Annotated in this window: 22 protein-coding genes and 2 tRNA genes; 19 read left to right on the top strand and 5 right to left on the bottom strand. The window is 69.9% G+C overall.

Translation table 11 applies throughout. The features are described 5' to 3' along the window. Window positions 1-68: 68 nt before the first annotated feature. The 4 genes from OG485_RS16245 (at window position 69) to OG485_RS16230 (ending at window position 6,692) form a co-directional block, all read left to right on the top strand. Entirely contained in the window at window positions 69-1,280 is a 1,212-nt protein-coding gene (locus tag OG485_RS16245) for a hypothetical protein (RefSeq protein ID WP_328669049.1), read from the top strand. A 193-nt stretch (window positions 1,281-1,473) separates the two neighbouring features. Next, on the top strand, window positions 1,474-2,973 hold the full coding sequence (locus OG485_RS16240; RefSeq protein WP_328669048.1) for a bifunctional cytidylyltransferase/SDR family oxidoreductase: 1,500 nt from the start codon (window positions 1,474-1,476) through the stop codon (window positions 2,971-2,973). A 169-nt stretch (window positions 2,974-3,142) separates the two neighbouring features. Continuing rightward, window positions 3,143-5,248 (top strand): hypothetical protein, encoded by a 2,106-nt coding sequence (locus tag OG485_RS16235; protein WP_328669047.1) that lies wholly within the window; start codon window positions 3,143-3,145, stop codon window positions 5,246-5,248. Window positions 5,249-5,468: 220 nt separating this feature from the next. After that, window positions 5,469-6,692: a glycosyltransferase family 2 protein gene (locus OG485_RS16230; RefSeq protein WP_328669046.1), complete on the top strand. Its 1,224-nt coding sequence runs from the start codon at window positions 5,469-5,471 to the stop codon at window positions 6,690-6,692. A 108-nt stretch (window positions 6,693-6,800) separates the two neighbouring features. Here OG485_RS16230 and OG485_RS16225 read toward each other — a convergent pair whose 3' ends face one another. Both OG485_RS16225 and OG485_RS16220 read right to left on the bottom strand, forming a co-directional pair. Continuing rightward, window positions 6,801-7,970 (bottom strand): phospholipase D-like domain-containing protein, encoded by a 1,170-nt coding sequence (locus tag OG485_RS16225; RefSeq protein WP_328669044.1) that lies wholly within the window; start codon window positions 7,968-7,970, stop codon window positions 6,801-6,803. A 71-nt stretch (window positions 7,971-8,041) separates the two neighbouring features. Further along, window positions 8,042-8,782, bottom strand: a complete 741-nt coding sequence (locus OG485_RS16220) for a S1 family peptidase (protein WP_328669043.1) — start codon at window positions 8,780-8,782, stop codon at window positions 8,042-8,044. Between the two features lie 335 nt (window positions 8,783-9,117). On the opposite strand from OG485_RS16220, the gene proB reads away from it, so the two are divergent. From proB to OG485_RS16195, 5 genes are all read left to right on the top strand, one after another. Then, window positions 9,118-10,224, top strand: coding sequence for a glutamate 5-kinase (proB, locus tag OG485_RS16215; protein ID WP_328674491.1), 1,107 nt, complete (start codon window positions 9,118-9,120; stop codon window positions 10,222-10,224). A gap of 365 nt (window positions 10,225-10,589) precedes the next feature. Next, window positions 10,590-11,057, top strand: a complete 468-nt coding sequence (locus OG485_RS16210) for a hypothetical protein (protein ID WP_387302233.1) — start codon at window positions 10,590-10,592, stop codon at window positions 11,055-11,057. 61 nt (window positions 11,058-11,118) lie between these two features. Continuing rightward, window positions 11,119-12,405 carry a glutamate-5-semialdehyde dehydrogenase gene (locus tag OG485_RS16205; protein WP_328669041.1) on the top strand — a complete coding sequence of 429 codons (1,287 nt, stop codon included), beginning with the start codon at window positions 11,119-11,121 and terminating at the stop codon, window positions 12,403-12,405. A 236-nt stretch (window positions 12,406-12,641) separates the two neighbouring features. Further along, window positions 12,642-13,256 carry an SCO2584 family spore wall biosynthesis protein gene (locus OG485_RS16200; protein WP_443048709.1) on the top strand — a complete coding sequence of 205 codons (615 nt, stop codon included), beginning with the start codon at window positions 12,642-12,644 and terminating at the stop codon, window positions 13,254-13,256. 123 nt (window positions 13,257-13,379) lie between these two features. Further along, the gene (locus OG485_RS16195) at window positions 13,380-14,447 is read left to right on the top strand and encodes an SCO2583 family membrane protein (RefSeq protein WP_328669038.1); all 1,068 of its coding nucleotides are present in this window, start codon (window positions 13,380-13,382) and stop codon (window positions 14,445-14,447) included. 75 nt (window positions 14,448-14,522) lie between these two features. Here OG485_RS16195 and OG485_RS16190 read toward each other — a convergent pair whose 3' ends face one another. Further along, window positions 14,523-15,695: a M48 family metallopeptidase gene (locus tag OG485_RS16190; protein WP_328669036.1), complete on the bottom strand. Its 1,173-nt coding sequence runs from the start codon at window positions 15,693-15,695 to the stop codon at window positions 14,523-14,525. Between the two features lie 70 nt (window positions 15,696-15,765). Between OG485_RS16190 and OG485_RS16185 the strand changes: the two genes are divergently transcribed. From OG485_RS16185 to OG485_RS16140, 10 genes are all read left to right on the top strand, one after another. Next, window positions 15,766-15,957 (top strand): hypothetical protein, encoded by a 192-nt coding sequence (locus OG485_RS16185; protein WP_328674861.1) that lies wholly within the window; start codon window positions 15,766-15,768, stop codon window positions 15,955-15,957. 127 nt (window positions 15,958-16,084) lie between these two features. Next, a complete protein-coding gene (locus tag OG485_RS16180; protein WP_037618764.1) occupies window positions 16,085-16,246 on the top strand; it encodes a hypothetical protein in 162 nt (53 codons plus the stop codon). Window positions 16,247-16,314: 68 nt separating this feature from the next. Next, on the top strand, window positions 16,315-17,046 hold the full coding sequence (gene nadD / locus OG485_RS16175) for a nicotinate-nucleotide adenylyltransferase (protein WP_328669033.1): 732 nt from the start codon (window positions 16,315-16,317) through the stop codon (window positions 17,044-17,046). Between the two features lie 17 nt (window positions 17,047-17,063). Next, window positions 17,064-18,887, top strand: a complete 1,824-nt coding sequence (locus tag OG485_RS16170) for an LCP family protein (protein ID WP_328669031.1) — start codon at window positions 17,064-17,066, stop codon at window positions 18,885-18,887. Between the two features lie 126 nt (window positions 18,888-19,013). Then, on the top strand, window positions 19,014-19,457 hold the full coding sequence (gene rsfS / locus OG485_RS16165; protein ID WP_326787839.1) for a ribosome silencing factor: 444 nt from the start codon (window positions 19,014-19,016) through the stop codon (window positions 19,455-19,457). Then, entirely contained in the window at window positions 19,454-20,140 is a 687-nt protein-coding gene (locus OG485_RS16160) for a histidine phosphatase family protein (RefSeq protein ID WP_328669029.1), read from the top strand. Before rsfS ends, OG485_RS16160 begins: the two co-directional genes overlap by 4 nt. A 116-nt stretch (window positions 20,141-20,256) precedes the next feature. Next, a tRNA-Ala gene (locus OG485_RS16155) sits at window positions 20,257-20,329 on the top strand. A 461-nt stretch (window positions 20,330-20,790) separates the two neighbouring features. Next, entirely contained in the window at window positions 20,791-20,964 is a 174-nt protein-coding gene (locus tag OG485_RS16150) for a hypothetical protein (protein ID WP_261702676.1), read from the top strand. 3 nt (window positions 20,965-20,967) lie between these two features. Then, window positions 20,968-21,201: a hypothetical protein gene (locus OG485_RS16145; protein WP_037618755.1), complete on the top strand. Its 234-nt coding sequence runs from the start codon at window positions 20,968-20,970 to the stop codon at window positions 21,199-21,201. 615 nt (window positions 21,202-21,816) lie between these two features. Beyond that, window positions 21,817-21,889: transfer RNA gene (locus OG485_RS16140), tRNA-Ala, on the top strand. A 137-nt stretch (window positions 21,890-22,026) separates the two neighbouring features. Here OG485_RS16140 and OG485_RS16135 read toward each other — a convergent pair. Both OG485_RS16135 and OG485_RS16130 read right to left on the bottom strand, forming a co-directional pair. Next, on the bottom strand, window positions 22,027-23,643 hold the full coding sequence (locus OG485_RS16135; protein WP_328669022.1) for an NADH-ubiquinone oxidoreductase-F iron-sulfur binding region domain-containing protein: 1,617 nt from the start codon (window positions 23,641-23,643) through the stop codon (window positions 22,027-22,029). Beyond that, entirely contained in the window at window positions 23,640-24,923 is a 1,284-nt protein-coding gene (locus tag OG485_RS16130) for a cytochrome b/b6 domain-containing protein (protein WP_328669020.1), read from the bottom strand. Before OG485_RS16130 ends, OG485_RS16135 begins: the two co-directional genes overlap by 4 nt. Between the last annotated feature and the right edge of the window lie 6 nt (window positions 24,924-24,929).

The raw sequence follows: 24,929 nt of genomic DNA, 5'->3' as shown, positions 1-24,929 counted from the left end.
TGGGACTCACCGGAGTCCCAGGGCATTCTCAGGCTGCGCTCAGCATCCGTCCTTATCGTCCTCCCACCATGGAGACCGACTGTTCGACACCTGATACGACAGCTCCCGTGACGCCCGGGCCGCTGCCCGCCGGGACCCGGCTGCTGCACATCGGCCCGCACGAAACCGGCACCACCTCGGTCCAGGGCGCGCTGTTCGCCGCGAAGGACGCGATGGCCGCCCACGGCGTCCGCTTCCCCGCGCACAGCAGACATCCGATGGAAGCCGCCCTCGCGGTCTGCGGCCGTCCCGGGATGACGGGCGACGCCCGCCCGGCCGAGCGGCACTGGCGGCGGCTCGCCGACGCGGTGCACGCCACCGGCGACCGGACCTCGCTGATCAGCAGCGAGTTCTTCGCGGACGCCCCCGACGACGCGACCGTCGCGCGGATCGTCGACGAGCTGGGCCGCGACCGCGTGCACGTCCTGGTCACGCTGCGCCCGCTGGCGAAGATCATGCCCTCGCAGTGGCAGCAGTACGTCCAGAACGGGCTGCGCATGGGATACGAGGACTGGCTCGACCACATGCTGCGCAGGGCTCCGTACGAGAAGCCCAACCCGAGCTTCTGGCGGCGGCACCGGCACGACCGGCTCGTCGAGCGCTGGGCGCGGGTCGTCGGCGCGGCGAACCTCACGGTCGTGGTGGTCGACGACCGTGACCGCGGTGGCCTCATGCGCACCTTCGAGTCGCTGCTCGGGCTGCCCGGCGGTCTCCTCGAAGAGGTTCCGGACCCGGCCGATCGCTCCCTCACACCGGCCGAGACCGAAATGCTGCGGATCCTGAACAGGGAATTCCGCGGCAACGGGCTGCCGGACGAGATCTATTCGAAGCTCGTGCGGGGCGGCGCGGTCCCGCGGATGAAGAACGTCCGCCGTCCGGCGTCGGACGACGACCGGATCAGCACCCCGGAGTGGGCCCTGGAAGCGGCCGCGGCCATCGGCGCGGAGATGGCCGGGCGGATCGGCGGCCTCGGCGTACGGGTCCTGGGCGACCCGGCGCTGCTGTCCGCTCGGCCGTCGCCGTCGCCGTCGCCGTCGCCGTCGCCGTTGCCGGCCGCTGACGTGCCCGACGCGCCGCGGATCGACCCCGAGACGGCCGCCCAGGCGCTCTACGGAGTGCTGGCCGCGGTGGCCGCCGAGCCCGCCCGTACCGCCGGGATCCGCTCGGTTCACCGGACGACTTCGGGGGAACTCGTGCGTGTACTCGGTCACCGGGTGCTGAGGCGCCTGAGAAGAACGTGAGGAACCCGCGCGGGACGTGTGGAGTTACTCACAGCAAATCCGGACAATTCGGCCAGGTGTCCCCGAAGTCGCCTGTGTGCAAGGTGAATGCCCGGTTGCGCGCACATATGCAGCGGACGGCGCTCACCTTGCATGGCGGTAACCGTAGGTGGGACCATTCCCGCGTTCCCTGTCGCCCCAAGGTAGGTCACCTGTGTCTGAGCACATTGCCAAGCCCCGTACCACCGCAGTGATCCTGGCCGGCGGGACCGGTCAGCGCGTGGGTCTGTCGATTCCGAAGCAACTGCTGAAGATCGCCGGCAAGGCGGTCATCGAGCACACGCTGACCACCTTCGAACAGGCCGACTCGATCGACGACATCATCGTGCTCATGGCCCCCGGCTACGTGCCGGACGTCGAGAAGATCGTCGCGAAGGCGGGCTTCACGAAGGTGACCCGTGTCATCGAGGGCGGTTCGACGCGGAACGAGACGACCGAGCGCGCCATCGCCGCCCTCGGCGAGGGTCTGGCCGAGGGCGAGGACGCCAACGTCCTGTTCCACGACGCCGTGCGCCCGCTGCTGTCCGAGCGCGTCATAGACGACTGCGTCAAGGCCCTGGAGCGCTACCAGGCCGTCGACGTCGCCATCCCGTCAGCGGACACGATCATCGTGACCCGCACCCACGGCGACGACGGCGAGTTCATCACCGAGATCCCGGACCGCTCCCGGCTGCGCCGCGGCCAGACGCCCCAGGCGTTCAAGCTGTCCACCATCCGGCGCGCCTACCAGGTCGCGGCCGGCGACCCCAACTTCCAGGCCACGGACGACTGCTCGGTCGTGCTCAAGTACCTGCCGGACGTGCCGATCCACGTCGTGGCGGGCGACGAGTACAACATGAAGGTCACCCAGCCCGTCGACGTCTTCATCGCCGACAAGCTCTTCCAGCTCGCCTCCACCACCGCGCCCGAGCAGGCCGACGAGGCCGCCTACCGCGAGCTGCTCACCGGCAAGACCCTCGTCGTCTTCGGCGGCTCGTACGGCATCGGCAAGGACATAGCCGAGCTCGCCGCGAGCTACGGCGCGAAGACGTACGCGCTCGGCCGCTCCACCACCGGCACGCACGTCGAGAACCCCGAGGAGGTCGACGACGCGCTCTCCACGGCGTACGCGGAGACCGGGCGCATCGACTACGTCATCAACACCGCGGGCGTGCTGCGCATCGGCAAGCTGGCCGAGACGGACAACGCGACCATCGAGGAAGCGCTGAAGGTCAACTACCTGGCCCCGGTGCAGATCGCCCGCTCCTCGTACAAGTACCTGGCCGAGAGCAAGGGCCAGCTGCTGCTCTACACCTCCAGCAGCTACACCCGCGGCCGCGCCGAGTACAGCCTCTACTCCTCCACCAAGGCCGCCATGGTGAACCTCACCCAGGCGCTGTCGGACGAGTGGGCCGGGGACGGCGTCCGCGTCAACTGCATCAACCCCGAGCGCACCGCGACCCCCATGCGCACCAAGGCGTTCGGCCAGGAGCCCGCGGGCTCGCTGCTGTCCTCCGAGGCCGTCGCGCGGACCTCGCTGGACGTCCTGCTCTCCGAGCTGACCGGTCACGTCATCGACGTCCGCCAGCAGGACCCGACGGCCGGCGCGGGCCGCGCCACCGGTTTCGAGGCGGCTCTGGCCGCCGTCCTGGACCGCCAGGACGGCGTGGCATAATCAAAAACGAATAGTCTTTCGGAATTCAGGCCTTTGTGTCCGCGCGTTCGCCGCGTATTCACAAAGGCCTGAGTCCGTAAAGTTAACATTTCGCTTTTTGGTTCTTCTTCGGTATCAAAAGACCTTTTGGTATCAAACCGGCACTCACCCCTCAAGAGCAGGTTTCTCCGTGATTTCCACCGCTATTCGCGTTGCCCGGGTGGGCAGCGCGGCCGAGCTGGCGGCGGCGGCCCTCATGATGCTGGGCTTCCCCTGCCTGATGCTCGCCGCGCTCCTGCCGAGCGTCGGGGCCTTCGCGGCCGCGGCCGCCGTCACGTACCTGGCGGACCACTTTCTGCACCGGCGCGGCAGCTATCTGGTCAACCGCCTCAGCAAGGTGCGGGCCGGTCTGTCCATCAGGTTCCTGATCCGGCAGCTGCTGCTCGTCCTGCTCCTGGCGCGACTCGACCTGTCCGGCAGCCTGGTCTTCTACGCGGCCATCGCGTGCTTCCTGGCCTTCTACGGCTTCCAGGCACCGCACGGCGCGCTGATCACGCTGATACGGCTGCGCCGCAAGATGCCCGTCGCCACCCGCAACGTCGACCTGGCCTCGCGCGTGCGCATCCCGGACGCGCCGCCGCGCCCGCTGCTGTCCCGGTCCGCGGAGAAGATGCTCCACCTCGACCTGGTGGCCGTCGTCGGCCTCCTGGTCGCCGGGGCGACCGACGACAGCGTCTACGGCTTCGCGGGCGTCGGCGTGACGCTGCTGCTGGCCTTCGGCTACGTCGCGGCCCTCGTCCCGTTCGTGCGCGGCCGGAGGGTCCCGCCGAACGCCCAGAAGGTCCTGGCGGCGGTCGACGGCTGGCTCGGCGAATACCGTCCGGAGACGGTGCTCTACTTCTCGGGTTCCAAGGACTCCGCCTACCAGGTCAACATGTGGCTGGAGACGATGGAGCAGCTGGACACCCGGCCGCTGATCATCCTCCGCGAACGGGCGATCCTGGAGCGCATGGCGCCCACCACGGTGCCGGTCATCTGCGTGCCCGGAGGGGTGCACCTGATGAACATGGACCTGTCGACGGTGCGGGTCGCGCTCTACGCGGCGAACGTGGGCAAGAACATCCACATGCTGCGCGTGCCCACCATCCAGCACGTCTTCATCGGCCACGGCGACAGCGACAAGCTCGCCAGCGTCAACCCGTTCAGCAAGGTCTACGACGAGGTGTGGACCGCGGGCCGCGCGGGCCGCGACCGCTACGCGATAGCCGACGTCGGCGTCCGTGACGACGACATCGTCGAGGTCGGCCGCCCGCAGCTGGCCCCGATCCAGACCTGGCAGGGCGTGCCGGACGGCCGTATCCCGACGGTCCTGTACGCGCCGACCTGGGAGGGCTGGGACGGCAACCCCGGCAACACCTCGATCGTCCTCGCCGGCGAGAACATCGTGAAGAAGCTGGTCGCGGCCGACCCGCCGGTCCGTGTCCTGTACAAGCCGCACCCCTTCACGGGCACCGTCAGCGCCGAGGCCGGGGCCGCGCACAAGCGCATCACCGCCCTGGTCGAGAAGGCCGCCGTCGAGCGCGCCGGCGACTCCCGCTTCACCGCCGACGCGGCCGCCCAGGAACGGGCCAAGTCCGAGCTGACCCGTATCGAGGCCCGTATCGCCGAGCTGTCCGGCACCGGCGGCGAGAAGGGCGACGAGGCCGAGGCCACCCGTGACGGCATGATCGACGCGGCCCGCCACAAGGAGGCCGCCCGGCTGCGCGCCGAGTGGAACGACGCCTACTGGCGTTCCTTCAACACCGCCGAGCACCGTGTCATCACGGGTGCCGAACCGCGCCTGTACGACTGCTTCAACGTCTCGGACGCGATGGTCTCGGACATCTCCAGTGTGGTCTCCGACTTCATCGCGAGCGGCAAGCCGTACGCCGTCACGGACTCCGCGGAGCTCGGCGTCGAGGAGTTCAAGCGCCAGAACACCGCGGTGCGTGCCGCGGTGATCCTGACGAACTCGGCCGCCGAACTGGGCGGGCTGCTCGCGGCGGTGGCCGACCCGGCCGCGGACGCGCAGGCGGAGGGCCGCCAGGAGCTCAAGCGCTATCTGCTCGGCCCGGACGAGCCGGCCTCCATCGACCAGTTCAACTCCGCGGTGCGGGAGCTGGCGCGGGAGTCCGAGCGGCGCAACCGCGGCCAGCAGAGCGAGACGTCGGCCGAACTCGTGGACGTCGACCTCGCGAGTACGGTTCCCGCCCAGCGGGTGACCGGCGAGACGGACGGAGCCGCGGTCACCGGCTGATCCGGTCCGCACGCACACACGGGCATGGCCCCGGGGATCCTCTCCCCGGGGCCATGCCCGTTTCTTACGCCCACGACCGTTTCTCTTACGTCGTTCTGTGAGCCTTCACGGGTAAGTCGCCTGCTGTTCCTGTGACCCGGGTCACAAAATGAGTCGTTCCGGGCAACCATCCCGTACTTCCAGTCGTCTTCCAGGTAGCGATTGAGGTGATAAGAGGGAAATGTGCTCGTCACATTTCCTGAAACAAGGGGGAAACGTGACGCAACCTGACGTGACCATCGTCATCGGGGCGTACGAAGCGATGCCGTACCTGGTCAAGTGCCTGGAATCCGTGGAGGACCAGACGCTCGGCCCGGAACGCATCGAGATCATCGCCGTCGACGACGGGTCCACGGACGGCACGGGGGAGTACCTGGAACAGTTCGCCGAGCGTGCGGCCATGTCCGTGACGGTGATCCGGCAGGCCAACTCGGGCGGCCCCAGCGGCCCGCGCAACGTCGGCCTCGGCAAGGCGCGGGGACGCTACGTCTTCTTCCTCGACGCCGACGACTACTTCGGCCCCGAGGCCCTGGAACGCATGGTCGCCATGGGCGACGCGCAGGGCACGGACGTCGTGCTCGGCAAGGTCGTCGGGGTCAACAGGTCGGCTCCGAAATCGATGTGGGGCAAGAACCAGCCCCGTACCGACGTCTTCTCCTCGAACATCAAGTTCACGCTCAGCGCGCAGAAGCTCTTCCGCCGTGACTTACTCACCCGGCACGGGATGGTCTTCGACGAGTCGCTGAAGACCGGCGAGGACGCGCTGTTCACGATGGAGGCATACCTCCGCGCCGACGGCGTCTCCGTGGTCGCCGACTACGACTGCTACCACCTGGTCGGCCGCGACGACGGCAAGCACGTGACCAAGAGCGGCAGTTACGCCCTGCGCTTCGACTCGGCCCGCGCCCTGATGGGCCTCATCGCCGAGCACGTGCCGGCCGGGCCCCGCCGCGACAACCTGATGGTCCGGCCCTTCCTGATCACTCTGCTCCCGCAGTTCGGCCCGGGCTTGCTCAAGGAGAGCGAGAAGGTGCGCGGCCACAAACTCGAACTGGCCAAGCCGCTGATGGACGCGTACTGGCACGAGGGTGTCGCCCGCCGCCTCAAGGTCCACGAGCGGCTGCGGCTGCATCTGGTGGCCCGCGGCCGGGGCGATCTCCTCCTGGACGTGGTCGAGTTCGTCAAGTCGAAGAAGGCCCCGGGGATAGTGCTGGAGTCGCGCGGCCGCAAGGTCTACCTCGCCTACCCGCACTTCCGCGACGCCGCCGCGGGCATCCCGGACAGCTGCTACGTCCCGACGACCCGGGAGACGGTCACCATCGAGGGCTTCAAGCCCCGTCCCGCACGGTTCCGGCGCCTGCGCGGGATGGCCCGGAAGGTTCTCGGCCCCCGGCGCCCGGCCTGAACCTCCGGGGAGCCCCGCTCTCCCCGAGGCGCCGCCCGGCGGCGTCCGTCGCGCAGACGCCCGTACGACGCAGGCGCACCGCGGCCGGAGAGGCCGCGGTGCGTCCGCTCATTGCGCGGTGGCCTGCTGGAACATGCTGGTGAAATTGTGCAGGTACGCGTTATAAGGAGCTGCCCCCTCCAGCCGAAGCAGCGCCTCGTCGTTCTCGCGGAGTGACGAGAAGTCGAGGTTGTGCGAGCCCGTGAAGGTCCACTTCGTGTCGGTATGGCCGGCGTAAGTGCCCTCGATCAAGAGGTACTTCGAGTGCACGAGATAGCCGTCACTGCTCTGGAGCTGGCGCAGCTGTACGTTCTTCTTGCCGGCCAGTTTTGCCACGTCATTGCTCTCGTTGTAGACAATTCTCACCGTGCAGCCCTGCTGGCCGAGAGAAACCAGTGCTGCGACGACTTCGTCTCGTTGCAGAGCGAAGGCCGACACGCTCACGACTGATCCGTCGGCGCACGAGACGTTCTCCAGAATGTCTACGACTACATCGCCGGTTTGTTGGGGGAAGAAGTAGTACTTCACATCTCCCGCTTCGCCGCTGCGATAGTAGTCGGCGTTTTTCTTCATGCTGGCGAGATCGTTGAAATAGCTGACGTAGGCGGTGTAAAGGGCAGTATTTCCGACGATCGTGTAGGCATTGTTCCAGTACTTTGCGACATTGACGTCGGTTTGATTCGCCGATGTTTGGATGACGACATCCTCGGCCTCTCCCGCGTTGCCGATCCGTGAGAAAGTGAAGAACTTGTTGTGGTTGATGGCATTTACGCCGCCGTCGGCGATGCAGGCCGCGTCAACGGTGCATCGCGTGACCCACGAGGTCTGGGTGCGGTCGGTGCCAAGTTCCGCGACCAGGTTCTGGGTGGCGGGAGAATCCCAGAATGACGCGTCCAGCACGACCCGGATGTCCACTCCGCGGCGGTGGGCGGCCACCAGTGCGTCGGTGTAGCCCTGGTCCTTGAGCGCGTAGAGCGATGCTCGAATCAGACGGCCGCTCTGCGTGTTGCCGATGGCCTTGGTGATGTGGTCCTTGATGGCGTTCTTCTGCTCGGTGGTCCCCTTGGGGTCGTTGAACACCGCCCCTGTGACGATCGGCGGTGCATCGGCCGCCGATGCGGCCGGCGGAAGCGTGAGTGCAAACAGTGAGGTAGCCGCGACCACCGCTGCCCAGTACGGCCACAGGCGCCCCGTGCGCCCGAGGGGTGTTCTGTCAATTGAAAGGCCCAACTCAGTCACCTCTGAACGGGATTCGTGAAGTCAACGGGCCGTGCCCCGCCGCAGTGCGGCGGGGCACGGTGTTCGTCCGATCAGAGCCCGGCGACCTGGTTGATCCAGTCGAGGCTCGTAGGCACGCTCGCGTACCTGTTGAAGCTGGTGCAACCTGTGCCCACGGTGGACAGGACGCCTACCTGGTAGCGCAGCCCGTCGACGAGCTTGAACTCCGGGCCGCCGGAGTCGCCGTAGCAGGCCAGCCCGTTGATCTTGGTGCTCTGGATGGCCCTGCCGCCGAAGTAGTCAACCGAGTCGACATCCGTCACCTTGACGGTCGAGCGCTTCAGCTTCTCGGAAGAGGAGCAGGATCCGCAGGTGGCTCCCCAGCCGAATATGTAGTTCGTGGTGCCCTCCACCGGGTGGGCGGACGCCAGTCGGACGTATTCGGCGTTCGCCGAGCGGTTCAGGTGAAGCAGCGCAATGTCGTGGTTGGTGCGAACCTTGGTGTCGTCCACGGTCACCATGCCGCCGCCCTCGGTGCGATCCAGGCTCTTGACGCGTACGGACATGGACCCGCTGACACAGTGCTTGGCGGTCAGTACCCATCTTTCCGCGATGATCGAGCCGGAACACGTGAAGCTGCCGTTCGAGAAGACGGCGGCCATTCCGCTTGAGGAATCGGCGTATTCCCCATTCACCATGGCCGGGTCTTCCGCAGTTCCTTCGAGCTGGGCCAGCGGCGTGACGACGTCTTCCTCAGCGAAGGCATTTCCGGCAGTGCCGAGCGATGCCAAAAGCGCCATACCTACGGCGACAACACCCAAACGGATCCTCATGAACCCCTCCCGATCCCGGATGATCTTGCTATGGATTCGTCATAATTACAGCCCGGGGTGTTCGAGTCAACCGTTTCTTTACCTGCTGATTTATTTTTGGTTACCATGCCGAGTGAAATGGCAGATTTATTATCATTGTCGGCATTTATTGCTTTGCCTGGAATGCTGGATATTTTCGCCGGAGGTGTGTGGCGGGTGCCCCCCCGTGTCCGACGGCTGGAACGGGAACGCGGGGCGGGTTCCGGGTCCCGTAGATTGATGGCACTCGGCTAGGAATGTGGGGCAGGTACGTGGCAGCGGCAAGGCAGACCGAGACGCACGCCGACAGGGACGCTGTGGCGCAGGCCCGCAGGATCATCGTCAAGGTGGGCTCCTCGTCGCTCACCACCGCCTCCGGCGGCCTCGACGCCGACCGGGTCGACGCCCTCGTGGACGTCCTCGCCAAAGCCCGTGACGGCGGCGAGAAGGAGATCGTCCTCGTCTCCTCCGGCGCCATCGCCGCAGGTCTCGCGCCGCTCGGACTGCGCCGCCGCCCCAAGGACCTCGCCCGCCAGCAGGCGGCCGCCAGTGTCGGCCAGGGCCTCCTGATGGCCCGCTACACCGCCTCCTTCGCCCGCTACGGCATCCGCGTCGGGCAGGTGCTCCTCACCTCCGACGACACCAGCCGGCGCGCCCACCACCGCAACGCCTCGCGCACCCTGGACGAGCTCCTCGCGATGGGCGCCCTTCCGGTCGTCAACGAGAACGACACGGTGGCCACCGACGAGATCCGCTTCGGCGACAACGACCGCCTCGCCGCCCTCGTCGCCCATCTCGTACGCGCCGACCTGCTGATCCTGCTCTCCGACGTGGACGGGGTCTACGACGGCGACCCCGGCAAGCCCGGCACCTCACGGATCGCGCAGGTGCGCGGGCCCGCCGACCTCGCCGGCGTCGAGATCGGCAGCGCGGGCAAGGCGGGCGTCGGCACCGGCGGCATGGTCACCAAGGTCGAGGCGGCCAGGATCGCCGCCGCGGCCGGCATCCCCGTGGTGCTGACCAGCGCCGTCCACGCTGCCGACGCCTTCGCGGGCCGGGACACCGGCACCTTCTTCCACGCCACCGGCAAGCGGTCGGCCGACCGGCTGCTGTGGCTCCAGCACGCCTCCACGCCGCAGGGCGCGCTCACCCTGGACGACGGCGCCGTGCGCGCGGTCGTCGAGCGGCGCACCTCGCTGCTGCCCGCGGGCATCGCGGGCGTCGAGGGGGAGTTCACCGCGGGGGACCCGGTCGAGCTGCGCGACAGCGCGGGCCGGGCCGTCGCGCGGGGGCTGGTGAACTTCGACGCCAAGGAGATCCCCCAGCTGATCGGCCGCTCCACCCGGGAGCTGGCGCGCGAGCTGGGCCCCGCGTACGAGCGCGAGGTCGTGCACCGCGACGACCTCGTCCTGCTGAACCCGTAGGGCAGGCGCTCCCCGCCGGGTCCCGCCGACCCCCTGGAACGCGTGCCGTACTGGGCCCCGCCGAACCCCTGGAACGCGCGATACCGAGTCCCGCCGAACCCGTGGACGAAGCGTCCGGCCGGGCGCGTCGGTGGGATCCGCTTCCCGGCCGGTGGATGGCACGGCGGCCTCGTCCGCCAGGGGCCGGTCCCGGCGCCCCAGGGGTACCGCCGGGACCGCTGTCCGCTACATCCGTAAACGGCCGAATCCCCCGCCCCCACCGGTGGACGTTCCGTAAAACCGCCACACGGCGGCTTCTCACCTGCTCAACTTTGTGGCAGGGAGAGTCCGGGATTCGGTACGACCATCGGGTAAAGGAGGCCGTCGTGAGACGAGTGCGCCCTGGGGTGGCGGCGTCCCGCGGTGGTCCCGCCTCCCGCGCGGTGGGCGAGGAGCGGGCCCTCACCAGTGTCGCGGCCGGCGACACCTACGAGGGCGAGCAGCCCGCCGACCTGCCCCGGCTGTGGCACGTGACGCTGAGCGTGTCCGGCGGCGAGGCCCCGCTGACCGAGGTGCGGCGCGGTCTCGAACAGCTCGCCCACGACCACCCCTTCCTGCTGACCAGCCGGTACGCCAACGACCACGCGGAGATCCGCTACTGGGAAGAGGCCCGCGACCTGCACGACGCGGCGGCCGTCGCGCTGCGCCTGTGGGGCGAGCACCGCCAGACCGCCCAACTCCCGCCCTGGGAGATCGTCGGCCTGGAGGTCATCGACCGCGAGACGTACCACCAGCGGATCGCCGAGGGGTACGGACCGCTGCCCGCGACGCCTGTGGGAGTTCACCCGTTTTGAGCCCGTCTCGTCGTATGGGACGACCGCGGGCCCGGCTCTCCGGGCGCACTACCCTTCCCTCATGACCACGCTCTCGCCGTACGACTCCATGTCCCCGGTCGCCCAGGCCGCCTATCGCGCGAAGTCCGCCGCCGCCGACCTGGCGCCGCTGCCGCGGGCCGAGAAGGACGACGCGCTGCTCGCGATCGCGGACGCGCTGGAAGTGCGTACGAGCGAAATCGTCGCCGCCAACGCCAAGGATATCGAGCGCGCCCGCGAGGCCGGGACCAGCGAGACCGTCATCGACCGGCTCACGCTCACCCCCGAGCGCGTGCGCGCGATCGCCTCCGACGTCCGCGACGTGGTGGCGCTGCCCGACCCGGTCGGCGAGGTCGTCCGCGGCTCGACCCTCCCGAACGGCATCGACCTGCGCCAGGTCCGCGTCCCGCTCGGCGTCGTCGGCATCATCTACGAGGCCCGGCCGAACGTGACCGTCGACGCGGCCGCCCTGTGCCTGAAGTCCGGCAACGCGGTCCTGCTGCGCGGCTCGTCCTCCGCCTACGAGTCGAACACGGCCCTCGTGCGGGTCCTGCGCGACGCCGTCGGCGGCGCCGGACTGCCCGCCGACGCCATCCAGCTCGTGCCCGGCGAGGGCCGCGAGTCGGTCCGTGAACTGATGCGCGCCCGCGGCCTGGTCGACGTCCTCATCCCGCGCGGCGGCGCCTCCCTGATCCGCACGGTCGTCCAGGAGTCCACCGTCCCGGTCATCGAGACCGGCACCGGCAACTGCCATGTGTACGTCGACGCGAACGCCGACCTCGACATGGCGATCGACATCCTGATCAACTCCAAGGCCCAGCGGCCCAGCGTCTGCAACTCCGCGGAGACCCTCCTGGTCCACCAGGACATCGCCGCCGCGTTCCTGCCGCGCGCCCTGGACGCCCTCGCGGACGCCGGGGTCACCGTGCACGCCGACGAGCGCGTCCTCGCCTACGCCGAGGACTCCAAGGCCACCGTCGTGGAGGCCACGGCGGAGGACTGGGACACCGAGTACCTCTCCTACGACATCGCGGCGGCGGTCGTCGACTCGCTCGACAAGGCCGTGTCGCACATCCGGCTGTGGAGCTCCGGCCACACCGAGGCCATCGTCACCACCTCGCAGCAGGCCGCGCGCCGCTTCACCCAGCTGGTCGACTCCACGACCGTCGCCGTGAACGCCTCGACCCGCTTCACCGACGGCGGCCAGTTCGGCTTCGGTGCCGAGATCGGCATCTCCACGCAGAAGCTCCACGCGCGCGGTCCGATGGGACTGCCGGAGCTGACGAGCACCAAGTACATCGTCACGGGCGACGGCCACATCCGCCGCTGAGACACCGGCGGGGGCGCGGCCACGGCGGCGTCCCCGAAGCCGGAGGCGGCCCCGTGAGAGCCCTGGAGCCCCGGTCCCGCCCGAGGTCCGCCGGGGCGCGCGGGCGGCGCGGCGCCGGGCGCCGGGGCGCGCGGCGGACCGTTCACGGCCCGCGGTCCACTGAGGCGCTGTCCCGTCCTGCGGTCGAATTTCCGTACCGTCTGCCCAAATTGACCCCTCAGGTCTACTCTGGATCCGTGCCGGAGGACGTGGGGGGCACGCCGTTCCCTGACGGCTGGGAGCCCGACGACGACCACGACCGCGGGGGCGCGGACGAAGAGTTCGCCTCCGTGGTCTTCGACGAGGACTTCGTAAGGGCGGCGGCGTTCCATGAACCGACCGCCGTGGAGCGGCTGCTCGCGGCCGCCCAGGCCCGCGCGGAGGCCTCCGAGGCCGAGGCCCGCCGGGCGCGTGCCCGCGGCGCCCGCGGCGACGACGAACGCTACGAGGACGGCTTCGGCCCCGACGACCACGGCGACTTCGCATACGATCCCGACCTGGACGATCCGGACGACTCCGAGGTCCTGGAGGGCCGCCACGGCTTCCCGGGGATGTACGGCCGGCCCTACGGCAGGCAGGCCCGCTGGCACCGCCACGTCGCCTGGCTCCTCGCCCTCGTCATGGGCATCGGGATGGTCGCCCTCGCCTTCACGGCGGTCTACCGGGGCGCTTCCTCCGACGGCCAGGACCAGGTCCCCTCACCCGCCTCCTCCGGCCTCGAACAGGGCCAGGAGAAGATCACCGGCCCGGGCCCCTCCGCCTCCGTCGGCGATTCCCGTCCTGCGGTGTCGGCGGTGCCGCGCACCCCCTGACACCGGTCTCCCCACCGAGGCAGCGACGTTCGCCGCACAGCGTGACCACCCTGGTGGGAACCTGTCAGAACTTGTCGCGCACCACAGCGTTTACCGGAGCCCCCGGAGACCTACTCTGAAGGTATGGGCGGGCCTGGAGACCCACCTGAGGGGACACCCGAGGGTGCTCCCGCCGGTGGCGAGGACGAGTACCGATCCGTCGTCTTCGACGAGTCGTTCGTCCGCGCTGCCCGCCTCCAGGAGTTCTCCGCCCGGGAACGCATGGCCGACCACAGCCCGGCCGTACGCCGCCGCCCGCCCCTTCAGCGCGGGCTGTCCCGGCAGGCACTGATCCTCGTCCTGCTGATAGCCATCGCCTTCGGCACCGCGATCTACATGGGCGTACACCACCCGTACCCGACCACCGCCACCCGGTCGGCCGAACCGCTGCGCATGACGGTGATCCCGCTCGCTCCGGGGACCGCCGTCCCGGGCTCGGCCAGTACCGACGAGCTGTTCACCGGCAGCCCGGCCGCCCAGTTCCGCACCGGGGCCGACGGCATCACCATGCCCGCCGTCCGGCGCACCGCGCACTTCTCCGACAGTCAGGTCGTCACCGCCCTGACCACCGCCAAGGACTACCTCGTCGAGTCCTCCCTCGACCCGAGCGTGCTGACCGGAGGCGCCACCCGGCCCGTACGGATCCTGCTCGACCCGCGGCAGCTCGACCAGTTCGACCGGAGCTTCGACCACCCGGCCGCCGACGGACGGCACGCCCCCACCGGCTGGCTGATTCGCTTCGACGCGACCCGGACGCAGCTCGCCGACAAGGGGATCCGGGTGCAGGGAACCCTCCAGGCGGCCGAGTCCGACGCGAACACCCTGGAGGTCGTCGCCGACCACACCTTCGTCTACGCGCTGAAGCCGACGGGTGCGAACGCCGGGGCCAAGGCCTCCCTGTTCACCGTGCGGCGCGAGCTGACCTTCCGCTTCGACCGCGACGACCTGCGCATGCACCAGGCCGAACTGGTGGTGTCCTATGTCCAGGCGGGCCCGCTCGCCTGCTCCGACGACCCGGTGAGCCGGCTGCGGCCGCTGCTCGCGGGCGAGACGGCCAAGGCGGGCGGGCCGGCCGGTACCGACCCGTACGCCACCGGCAGCGCCACCGCCGTGTGCGGTTCGCTGGCAAGAAGCGCGCAGCCGAGGGTGTGACCGGACCGCCGGGCGCCGCCGCCCGGCGGCGGCCGGCGGCACCCCCGGCGCGGCGGCGCGATCCGGCGGGGGCGATCAGTCCTGGCCGTCGGTGCCGGTGCCCTCGTCCTCGGAGCGGTCCTTGGCGCGGTCCTCGCGCGGCGCCTGCCCGGTGCCGCTGCCGGTGCCTGCGGCGTCCCCGTCGGCCGCGCCGTCCTTGGGCGCGCCGCCCGCGAAGCCCCCGAAACCGCGCCGTACCCGGCCCCCGAGGTCGCCCGCGCCGCCCGCGATGTCGCTGACCAGCTTCATCAGCGGGTCCTTGGAGTTCTTCATGTCGCTGGCGTAGCTGGCCGCCGACTGCCGGAAGGAGTCCGACACCGAGGTGTCCTTGTCCGCGTCGCGCCGCGGATAGTGGCCGTCCATGATCCGCTGGTGGTCGCGGGACTCCGCCCACTTCTTCAGCTCGGCCGCGCGGACCGCGGTGAAGGGGTGGGTGCGCGGCAGCACGTTCAGGATCTTGAGCACGGAGTCCCGCAGGTCGCCCGCCGACTCGTACTCCTCGGCCTGCGCGAGGAACGCGTCCACGTTCATCTCGTGCAGGTGATTGCCGCCCGCGATCTTCATCAGACCGCGCATCGAGGCCCGCAGGTCCTGTCCGACCAGCAGCCCCGCCCGGTCCGCCGACAGCTCCGACTTGCGGAACCACTCACGCAGCGCGGTCACGATCGCCATGATCGCGAGGTTCCCCAGCGGGATCCAGGCGACCCGGACCGCGAGATTCGTGAGGAACAGCAGGATCGTGCGGTAGACGGCGTGACCGGACAGCGCGTGGCCGACCTCGTGGCCGATGACCGACCGCATCTCCTCCTCGTCGAGGAGCTCGACGAGCCCGGTCGTCACGACGATGATCGGATCGTCCAGCCCGATGCACATCGCGTTGGGCTGCGGGTCCTGGTTCACGTACATCGGCGGGACCTTCTCCAGGTCCAGGATGTAACAGGCGTCCCGCAGCATGTCGTTGAGGTGCGTGAACTGGGCGTCCGAGACGCGCACCGAGTCGGACAGGAAGAGCAGCCGCAGACTGCGCTCGGGCAGCAGACCGCTCAGTGCCTTGAAGACCGTGTCGAAACCGCTGAGCTTGCGCAGGGCCACCAGGGCCGAGCGGTCCGCCGGGTGTTCGTAGGCCCGCGAGGAGATCCCCTCGAAGCGCCTGCGCTGCCTGCTCGGCACGTTCTCGTGCCCGTTCCGTCCCTGGTCGCCGTCGGACATGTCTTCCCCCATGTGCGTCTGAGTGCCTTCTGTCCCCCCGAGGCAGAGCCCAGCCTAGGCGGAGATACCGTTGACGGGCAGTACAGAGAAGGAGTCGTACGACATGGAGCACATCCCCGCAGCCACGTGGCTCACGGAAGCCGCCTCGGCCGCAGACAGGCAGGGTCCGGGCGATCTGCTCCGCGTCGTGCTGATCGTCATGGTCGTCGGCGTGGTCCTGACGGCCTGGTTCCTGCTGCGCGGCTACAAGCGCGACGACTGACGACCGGCCGCGGACCGACGGGCGGAGCGCCGTCCCCAACGGCGGAGTCGGCGTGTTCGCTGTGTGGGCGCCCGCATACGATGGGCCGACATCTTTATCCCGCACCCACTGGATAGGTTCTGCCGAGATGAGCTTCCAGCACACCGCCGCACAGTTGGCCACCGTCGTCGCCGAGGGCGAGAACGGCGGCAACCACGAGAGCCTCAGCCCGTATCTGACCGGCGGCGGGGCGCTGTTCATCCTGCTCCTGCTGCTGTGGATCACCACGCGCTTCAACCGCGACCGCTGAGCCTCCCGGGCCCGCTCGGGGCCCCTGTCGGCCGGAGCCCGTCGGCCGGGCCGGTAGGGTCTGCACGCATGGGAGAGCAGGACATGCCTACCGGTCCGGCGAGTGACACGGAGAGCGGCGCCGTCGGCGGCGCCACGGGCGGCGCGGGCGCGGCGGCCGGCGGCGCGGTGAAGCGCCTCGTGACCGGCACCGGCCACGGCCCCTCGAACCCGGGCAAGCGCCGGCTCGGCGTCATGGGCGGCACCTTCGACCCGATCCACCACGGACACCTGGTCGCGGCCAGTGAGGTCGCCGCGCAGTTCCACCTCGACGAGGTGGTGTTCGTGCCGACCGGGCAGCCGTGGCAGAAGACCGACCGCATGGTCACGCCCGCCGAGGACCGCTATCTGATGACGGTCATCGCGACCGCCGAGAACCCCCAGTTCTCGGTCAGCCGGATCGACATCGACCGCGGCGGCCCGACCTATACGACGGACACCCTGCGCGACCTGCACGCGCTCAACCCCGACGCGGATCTCTTCTTCATCACCGGCGCGGACGCGCTCGGCCAGATCCTCACCTGGCGCTACACGGAAGAACTGTTCTCCCTTGCGCACTTCATCGGGGTCACCCGGCCCGGTCACACCCTGACCGACCCGGGGCTCCCGGAGGGCGGTGTCTCGCTGGTCGAGGTTCCCGCGCTCGCCATCTCGTCCACAGACTGCCGTGCGAGAGTCGCCAAGGGCGACCCCGTCTGGTATCTGGTGCCGGACGGTGTGGTGCGCTACATCGACAAGCGTGAGCTGTACCGCGGCCAGTGAGCCGAGAGGGGCACCCGGTGAACGACCGATACGACGGATACGCGGGCGGCGGCGACCAGCAGTACGTACTCGTCGGCTACGACGAGTACGGGCAGCCTGTGTACCGGCAGATCCCGCAGCAGCCCGCCCAGGGGTACGACGGCTACGACGCCGGGCAGCAGCCTGGCTACGGCTACGACCCCTATGCGACGGGCCGTCAGGAACCCGTCCGGCCCTACGACACGGGCCACCAGCCACCTGTGTCGTCCTATGACACCGGTCAGCACGAGACGGTGTCTCCCTATGACACCGGCAGGCAGGAGACGGTGTCGCCGTACGACACCGGTCAGCAGCCGGCCGCCTCCTCGTACGACTCCTTCGACCCGTTCGGCACGGGTGCGCCCCGGGCCGGCGGAACCGGGACCGGGACCACCCGGACTCCGTACGACGGTTACGGGCGGAGCGCCGACACGGCGGGCGCCGCGAGCACCGGCCGCCAGCCCCGGGTCGCCGAGCAGACCGCCCGCATCCCGCAGCAGGCCGGGCCGGCCGAGGACGACGCTCCCCGGGCCGACCGGGACTACGGCACCGAGCAGTTCGCCTTCGTCGAGGACCAGGAGACCGAGTCCGAGGACGTCATCGACTGGCTGAAGTTCACCGAGAACCGCACCGAGCGCCGCGAGGAGGCCAAGCGCCGCGCCCGCAGCAGGATCGTCGCCCTGGTCGTGGTCGTGGCCCTGGTCGTGGTCGGCGGCGCGGGCTACCTCTGGTACGCGGGCAAGCTTCCCGGCACCGCCGAGGACGCCAAGCCGGGGGCCACGACGCCCGTCGCCGCGCAGAAGCGCGACGTGGTCGTCGTCCACCTGCACAACACCAAGGGCGGCGGCACCGCCACGGCCCTGCTCGTCGACAACACCACCACCGAGCAGGGCACCACCGTCCTGCTGCCCAACTCCCTCGCCCTGACGGACGACGACGGCTCGACGACCACGCTCGCCAAGTCCGTCGACACGGACGGCTCCTCCGGGACACGGGAAGCGCTCGACACCGTGCTGGGAACCAGCATCCAGGGCACCTGGCGGCTCGACACCCCCTACCTGAACAACCTCGTCGAACTCGTCGGAGACATCGAGGTCACCACCAACACCGACGTTCCGGACCCCGCCTCCAAGAAGAAGAGCGACCCCCCGCTCGTCAAGAAGGGCGAGGACCAGACCCTCAGCGGCAAGATGGCCGTCGCCTACGCCACCTACCAGGCCGCGGACGAGGCCCAGAACGCGCAGCTCGAGCGGTTCGGACAGGTCATGCAGGGGGTGATGCGCAAACTGTCCTCGGACAAGCAGGCCGCCACCACCACTGTGCAGACGCTGGCCCAGATCCTCGACCCGTCCCTGACCGACCAGGACCTCGGCGCCTTCCTCGCCAAGCTCGCCGACCTCGCCAAGGGCGGCGACTACAAGACCGCGCTGCTGCCCGTGCAGCAGGACGGCACGCTGACCGCGAGCACCTCCGACAGCGTGATCAAGAACGTCCTGGGCGGTACGGCGAAGAGCCCCGAGGCGGGCTCCGCGGTGCGCGTCGGCATCGAGAACGCCACCGGCGTCAAGGCGGCCACCGGCCAGGCCCGGATCGCCCTGGTCAACGGCGGCTACACGTTCCTGGACTCCGGCACCTCGGCCGCCGCCCGGAGCGTGTCCCAGATCACGTACAGCGATGCCGCCAGAAAGGAAGACGCCGTCGAGGTCGCCAAGACCCTGGGTCTGCCCGGCAGCACCGTGAAGAAGGGCAAGGCCGCCGGCAACGCGGACGTGTCCGTCGTCCTCGGCCAGGACTACAAGATCACCAGCCGCTCGACGGGGTGACCCGCGGGTGACCGGCATCACGCCCCGGGGCCCGGCCCCGGGGCGTGGCCCCGGAAACGCGTGGGGTGTCCTCGGCGGTCCGTGAGACCCTTGAGTCGTAACCGACCGCCGACGGAAAGCCGCGTAGTGACCGCCACGGACCGCTCCATCGAGCTCATCAATGCCGCCGCACAGGCGGCCGCAGACAAGCTCGCGCACGACATCATCGCCTACGACGTCAGCGATGTGCTCTCCATCACCGACGCCTTCCTGCTGGCGTCCGCGCCCAACGACCGTCAGGTCAAGTCGATCGTCGACGAGATCGAGGAGCGCCTGAACAAGGAGCTCGGCGCCAAGCCGGTGCGCCGAGAGGGCGACCGCGAGGCGCGCTGGGTGCTGCTCGACTACGTCGACATCGTGGTGCACGTCCAGCACAGCGAGGAGCGCGTCTTCTACGCCCTCGAGCGGCTGTGGAAGGACTGCCCCGAGCTCGACCTGCCCGCCGAGGCCAAGGCGACCCGCGGCAAGGCCGCCGAGCACGCCAAGTTCCAGGCCGAGGAGGACTCCGTCGGCATGGAGGAGCTGCGGTGACCGCCGAGGCCCGCGAGACCGCGGGCGCGACCGCCGAGGCGAAGCCGGGCAGGGGCCGTCGGGTCATCCTGTGGCGGCACGGCCAGACCTCCTGGAACGTGGACCGCCGCTTCCAGGGTTCGACGGACGTCGAGCTGACCGAGACGGGCGTCGGGCAGGCCGTCCGCGCCGCCCGGCTGCTCGCCTCCCTGAGGCCCGACGCCATCGTCGCCTCGGATCTCCAGCGCGCCGCCGCGACGGCCGCCGAGCTGGCCGTCCTCACCGGCCTCGACGTCACCCACGAGGAGGGCCTGCGCGAGACCTACGCGGGCGTCTGGCAGGGGCTGACGCACGAGGAGATCATCGCCCGCCACGGCGAGCAGTACGCCGCGTGGAAGCGCGGTGAGCCGGTGCGGCGCGGCGGGGGCGAACTGGAGACCGAGGTCGCCGACCGCGCCGCCCCCGTGGTGCTGCGGCACGCCGACAAGCTGCCGGACGACGGCACCCTCGTCGTCGTCAGCCACGGAGGCACGATCCGCACCACGATCGGCCGTCTGCTCGGTCTGGAGTCCCAGCACTGGGAGAGCCTCGGCGGTCTGTCCAACTGCTGCTGGTCCGTCCTCGGCGAGGGCGTCCGCGGCTGGCGGCTGCTGGAGCACAACGCCGGAACGCTGCCGGAACCGGTCCTCGGCGACGACGACTGAGGGGGCCGGACGGCTCTCCGTCCGGTCGCGCGGGCCCGGGAGGACCGGATTTCACTTTCCGGCTGGTCGCAGGCTAAAGTTCTTCTTGTTCGGCCCGCAGGGCGGGAAGAACGCAAGGGGCTATAGCTCAGTTGGTAGAGCGCCTGCATGGCATGCAGGAGGTCAGGAGTTCAATTCTCCTTAGCTCCACAGACCGACTCTCTCGAGTTGTCGGACAGCGTCATGAAAGATCCCGTTCCCGTGAGGGAGCGGGATTTTTCGTTGCTCGCACCGGAGTTGGGGTCCGGCCTCGGAAGAACGCGCCGAGGCGGGCGCAGTTGGGCGGACGGACTCCGAAAGCGTGTCGTGGACCACCCCGGACGCGTCGCCCCGGCAGCCTCCGTGACACCGTCAGGAGCCGCGCGCCCTCTCTGGCTCATGGGGGGCCGTGGTCTTGGGCACACTCATCTCGAACCCGCTTGAGTCACTTGGGGTCCCTGGGGCGTATACCTTTGCGGACGCGCTCCTGGCGTGCTCGTATGCGCCGGTCGCCAGGGCCGTGCTGGGTGCCCGTGTCCGGACTGGTACGAAGGCGTCGCTGACCGTATTGCTCCGGCCGTGGCAGAATCAAACGGCCGGAAGGGGGCGCGGCCCGACGGGAGGGAGTAGCGATGCCTGCCAGCATCCTCGAGGAGGTCGACGATCTCCTCGAAGTGGCACTGAACCGTAAGAAAGCCACCCTCCTCGACTGCCCTTCCTGCGGATCGGTCCACGTTGCCCAGGTTCTCGGTGACAATGGTGGAATCTCCTACGTGTGCACGGCCTGCGGCCACAGCTGGAGCTGATTGATGGGTGCACACAGGCGGAAATGCGATTGGTGCGGCAGTGGTACGCCGATCGTCCGCGACATGGAACCGGTCAACCACGACTACCAGTACTGGTGCGAGGAATGCGCGCGGGCGCTGATCATAAAAGGCGACCCGATCGAGACGTACCGCGAGCTGGAGGGCGAGCCGATCTACGCACGGCTCCTCGACGAGCACTGCACGCTCAAGCGCTTCTATTCGTTCGCCACGGCCTGACCCGGGGACCACGTGCCCCCGGGGCCGTGTGACCCCGGCGCTGTACGACACCGGGACGGCCTGGCCCTGTGCCCGCCGGCTCGGCGTCGGCCCGGACCGGGGTCCGTCCCGCCGCGGGGCGGTCCGGCCCCGGTCGGCCCGACGGGCGCGGATTCCCTCTCGGCGGGCCGGCGGCGTCAATCCGCTGCCGTTCCGGCGCAGTTCCCGCCCCGCACGCACCGTGCCGACACCGCACCCGCCCCGGTGCGTACGCGCGAGCGGGACACCACAGCCGCCCTGGAGCGGCCTCCGCGCATCGTCCGCGCCCCGGAAGGCCGGGCGGAGTCCGCTGTGCCCCCTGAAGCCCGTCAGAAGCCGTGCAGCGGCCCCGGGTGGCGTCCCTGTCCGTCGTTGTCCGGAGAAACCCGCCCCGCGCCTCCTCGAACCCCGTTCGGCCCAGTGGTCGTATCCGGGCGGACATGGCACGTGGCGGGGCCCGCGCTATGCGACATGAAGCCCGAATCGGTACAGACGGGAAACGATTTGGTGGTTCACCAGGGGGACCGTGTAATGTTGGCGTCGCCGCCGGGGAAACCGGCGACACGGTGAAAACGCGGTCTCGCCGCGTGGCCACAAGGGGCTATAGCTCAGTTGGTAGAGCGCCTGCATGGCATGCAGGAGGTCAGGAGTTCAATTCTCCTTAGCTCCACAGACGTTGAAAGCGGGCCACCCGATCAGGGTGGTCCGCTTCTTCGTTTTCCCGTGCTCTCGCGGAACGGCCGGCCGGCAACCGCGCGGAATGTATCGGAGGCGGGCCACCGGTTCCTGGTGGCCCGCTCCTTCGTGTCAGCGGCCGCTGCCGAGCGCGCGGCGCCCACGCCCCTGCGAGAGGACCGGCAGGTTGCGCGAGGGCGCAGAGCCCCGGGTGTCCTCCTCGATGCGCAGGGCGAGCGCCGGGCAGCGGCGCACCGCGCGCAGGGCCTTCGCCTCGGCGAACTGCGGCACCGGAGCCTGCGCGACGGTGGGGAAGCCGTCGGCGCCCAGTTCGAAGACCTCGGGAAGGAGATCGGCGCACAGGCCGTGCCCGCGGCACAGCGTCCAGTCGACGAAGATCTTCTGGCGGCTGGGACCCGCCTCCTGCTCGCTCTGGCCGCCCATGATGCTCAGGGGCAGCTGGCCGTCCTCGAAGAGCGGCAGAACGCCTTCCACGGGCCTTCCGCAGCCGTTTCCGAGGACATGCGCGGCCAGGTCGTCCGTGAACGCCTTGAGGGTCGACTCGATGAACATCGCCGAGCCGTCCGGGTGGGAGCAGGCGCCGCGCCGCTTCACGGACTTGGCGACCTGCTTCACCGCTTCGAGCGCCGCCGGTCCGCCGCCGTTGAGGATGTCCGCCAGGCCGCGCGCCGCGGCGGGCAGACCCAGGTAACAGGGACCGCACTGTCCCGCGCTCTCGTCGGCCAGCCACTGCGCCACGCGCAGCGACTCGCCGAGGGGGCAGGTCTCCTGGGTGATGGGGAGGATCGCGCCGGCGCCGAGCGCGCCGCCCACCGCGGCCAGGGAGTCCCGCGAGATGATCGCCTCGTTGACCGTCGCCGCGTCCAGCCACTTGCCGTGGTAGCCGCCGGTCAGGACGCCCTGGGGCATCGCCGGGGCGCCGGCCAGCTGGAGCACGTATCGCAGGGGTACGCCGGTGGGGACCTCGATCACCATGGGGCGCGCGACCGCGCCCGAGACGGTGAGCATGACGGTGCCGGGCTCGTCGTACAGGCCCGTGTTGCGGTAGCGGTCGGGGCCGATGCGGGCGGCGATGGCCAGCTGCGCGAACGTCTCGGCGTTCGACAGGAGGGTGGGAGCGCCCCCGACACCCGACTGGGAGGCGCTGACCTTGCGGCCGGGCGGCACGGCCGGGCCGCCGTCGATCGAGCGGATCAGCGACGCGGCCGCGCCGGTCACCATGCGTACCGGATTGCGCTGCACGCGCGCGCGAAGGGGTGACCCCCTGCGGTTGCTGAGCCCCCGCTCGGACAGCGCCGCTTCCATGGAGCGCTGGGTGGACTCGCGGGTCACGCCGATCACGAGCTGGCGGGCGCCCATGGCCTCCGCGACCAGGAGAGCGCCGTCGAGGATGAGGTGCGGGGCACGGTTGATGAGCACCGTGTCCTTGCGGCAGGCCGGTTCGTCCTCACTCCCGTTGACGACCACCACCGGGCGGATGCCCTTCTTGATGGCTGATTCGGCGACCGAGCGCAGTTTCTTGCCGAACGGGAAGCCCGCCCCGCCGCGGCCCTTCAGATTGATGTCCTCGGCGAGGCTCGCGAGTTCTTCTCCGCCCAGGGGTTCGAGCGGACCGTGCACCTTGAGGTGCATGGGCAGATCAAGACGTTCAACCAGGTCGAAACCCGACGTGAGCTGCGGAAGTCCGACTACGCGGACTTCCGGGACGTCGGGCAGGGCCTCGTTCACTTAAAGCCTCCGGAAGGGGCATTCCATGATTCACCGGAGCCAGGAGCGTCGAAGGCGCCCGGCAGTACGTCAGTCGTGGGACCGCTGTCGTACGTGTCATTGGTGTTGTACGTGCGGTAGGACGCGTTCGTCTCACCGGTGTTGTACACATCACTCGTGCCGTAGTTCCCGGCAGGCGGATTGCCGTAGACGGGGACGGTGTATCCGGTGTCGTTGAGCGGGTCGTACGCCGATGCCGGGGCCTCGCCGACGGGGGCCGACGTGGGAACGGGCCAGCCGGCCTGCCCGCCGCCGTTGCCGACGCGGGGAAACGTCTCGGCGGGCTGCGCGTTCATGGGCATCTGGAACTGCTGGGTCTCGGGAGCCGCAGGTGCGTCGCCGGGTGTCGCCACGGTCCGGTAGGCCGCCGCGAAGCCGGAGTCCGCGGGGTCGGGGGCGCCGCCGAACTGCGGGGACGAGGGCTCCTTGCGCTCCTTGCGCGGGGACGGGACGGAGTCGGCACGCCGGTCGGAGCGACCCGCGGAACCTCCTTGCGGCGACTCCACCGCGGCGGCGCGGGACGCCTCCAGGTCCTCGCGGAACCCGCGGGCGCTGCCGCCGCCGGTGAGCGCCAGGATCCGCGCCGCGACCTTGTACTTGACGGCGTTCGGGGCGGCACGCAGCACGAGGGCGGCCATGACGCCGACCAGGCACAACTCGTACGAGACCATGAAGAAGGTCTTCGCCGGGCGCCCCGCGAACAAGCCGTGGACCAGGGCCGCGCACAGTGCGGGGTAGGCCAGCATGTGCATCGCGCGCCAGCGGGCTGCGACCACGGCCGGCGCGGCGAACTGATTGCGCAGCGCGCCGGTGATGCCCACGAAGATCATGAGCAGGCCGGCCAGCGAGCCGAGGCCGATGAGCCCGCCGAGGCCCGTGACGCCCAGGCTGAAGGGGATCAGCGCGGCGATCAGGACGGTGTGGTCCAGTGCCAGCTTGACGGTGATGTGCACCAGGAGGAACGCGATCGAGCCGACGGCGGTCACGCGGTGGACGCCCTGCGCGATGATCCGCTGACGTGTGTCGAGGAGGAGCCGGTCCTGGGCGACCAGGCCCCAGATCACCGAGCAGGTCAGGGAGACCAGCGACAGGACGCCGGCGCCGAAGTTCAGGAAATCTTGAACCGCGGTGCCTCCCACCAGCACGATCACGGGTATGAGGAGCAGGGCGGCAGCCGAGGCCACCCCGTAGGCCGAACGGCCCGTCCGGGGAAGCGAGCTGTTGTTACGACGAGGGTTCATGAGGGG

Source organism: Streptomyces sp. NBC_00328 (assembly GCF_036139655.1).
GTDB lineage: Bacteria > Actinomycetota > Actinomycetes > Streptomycetales > Streptomycetaceae > Streptomyces.
The sequence above is the reverse complement of the archived record's forward strand: the minus strand, read 5'-3'. Positions and strand labels throughout refer to the sequence as shown.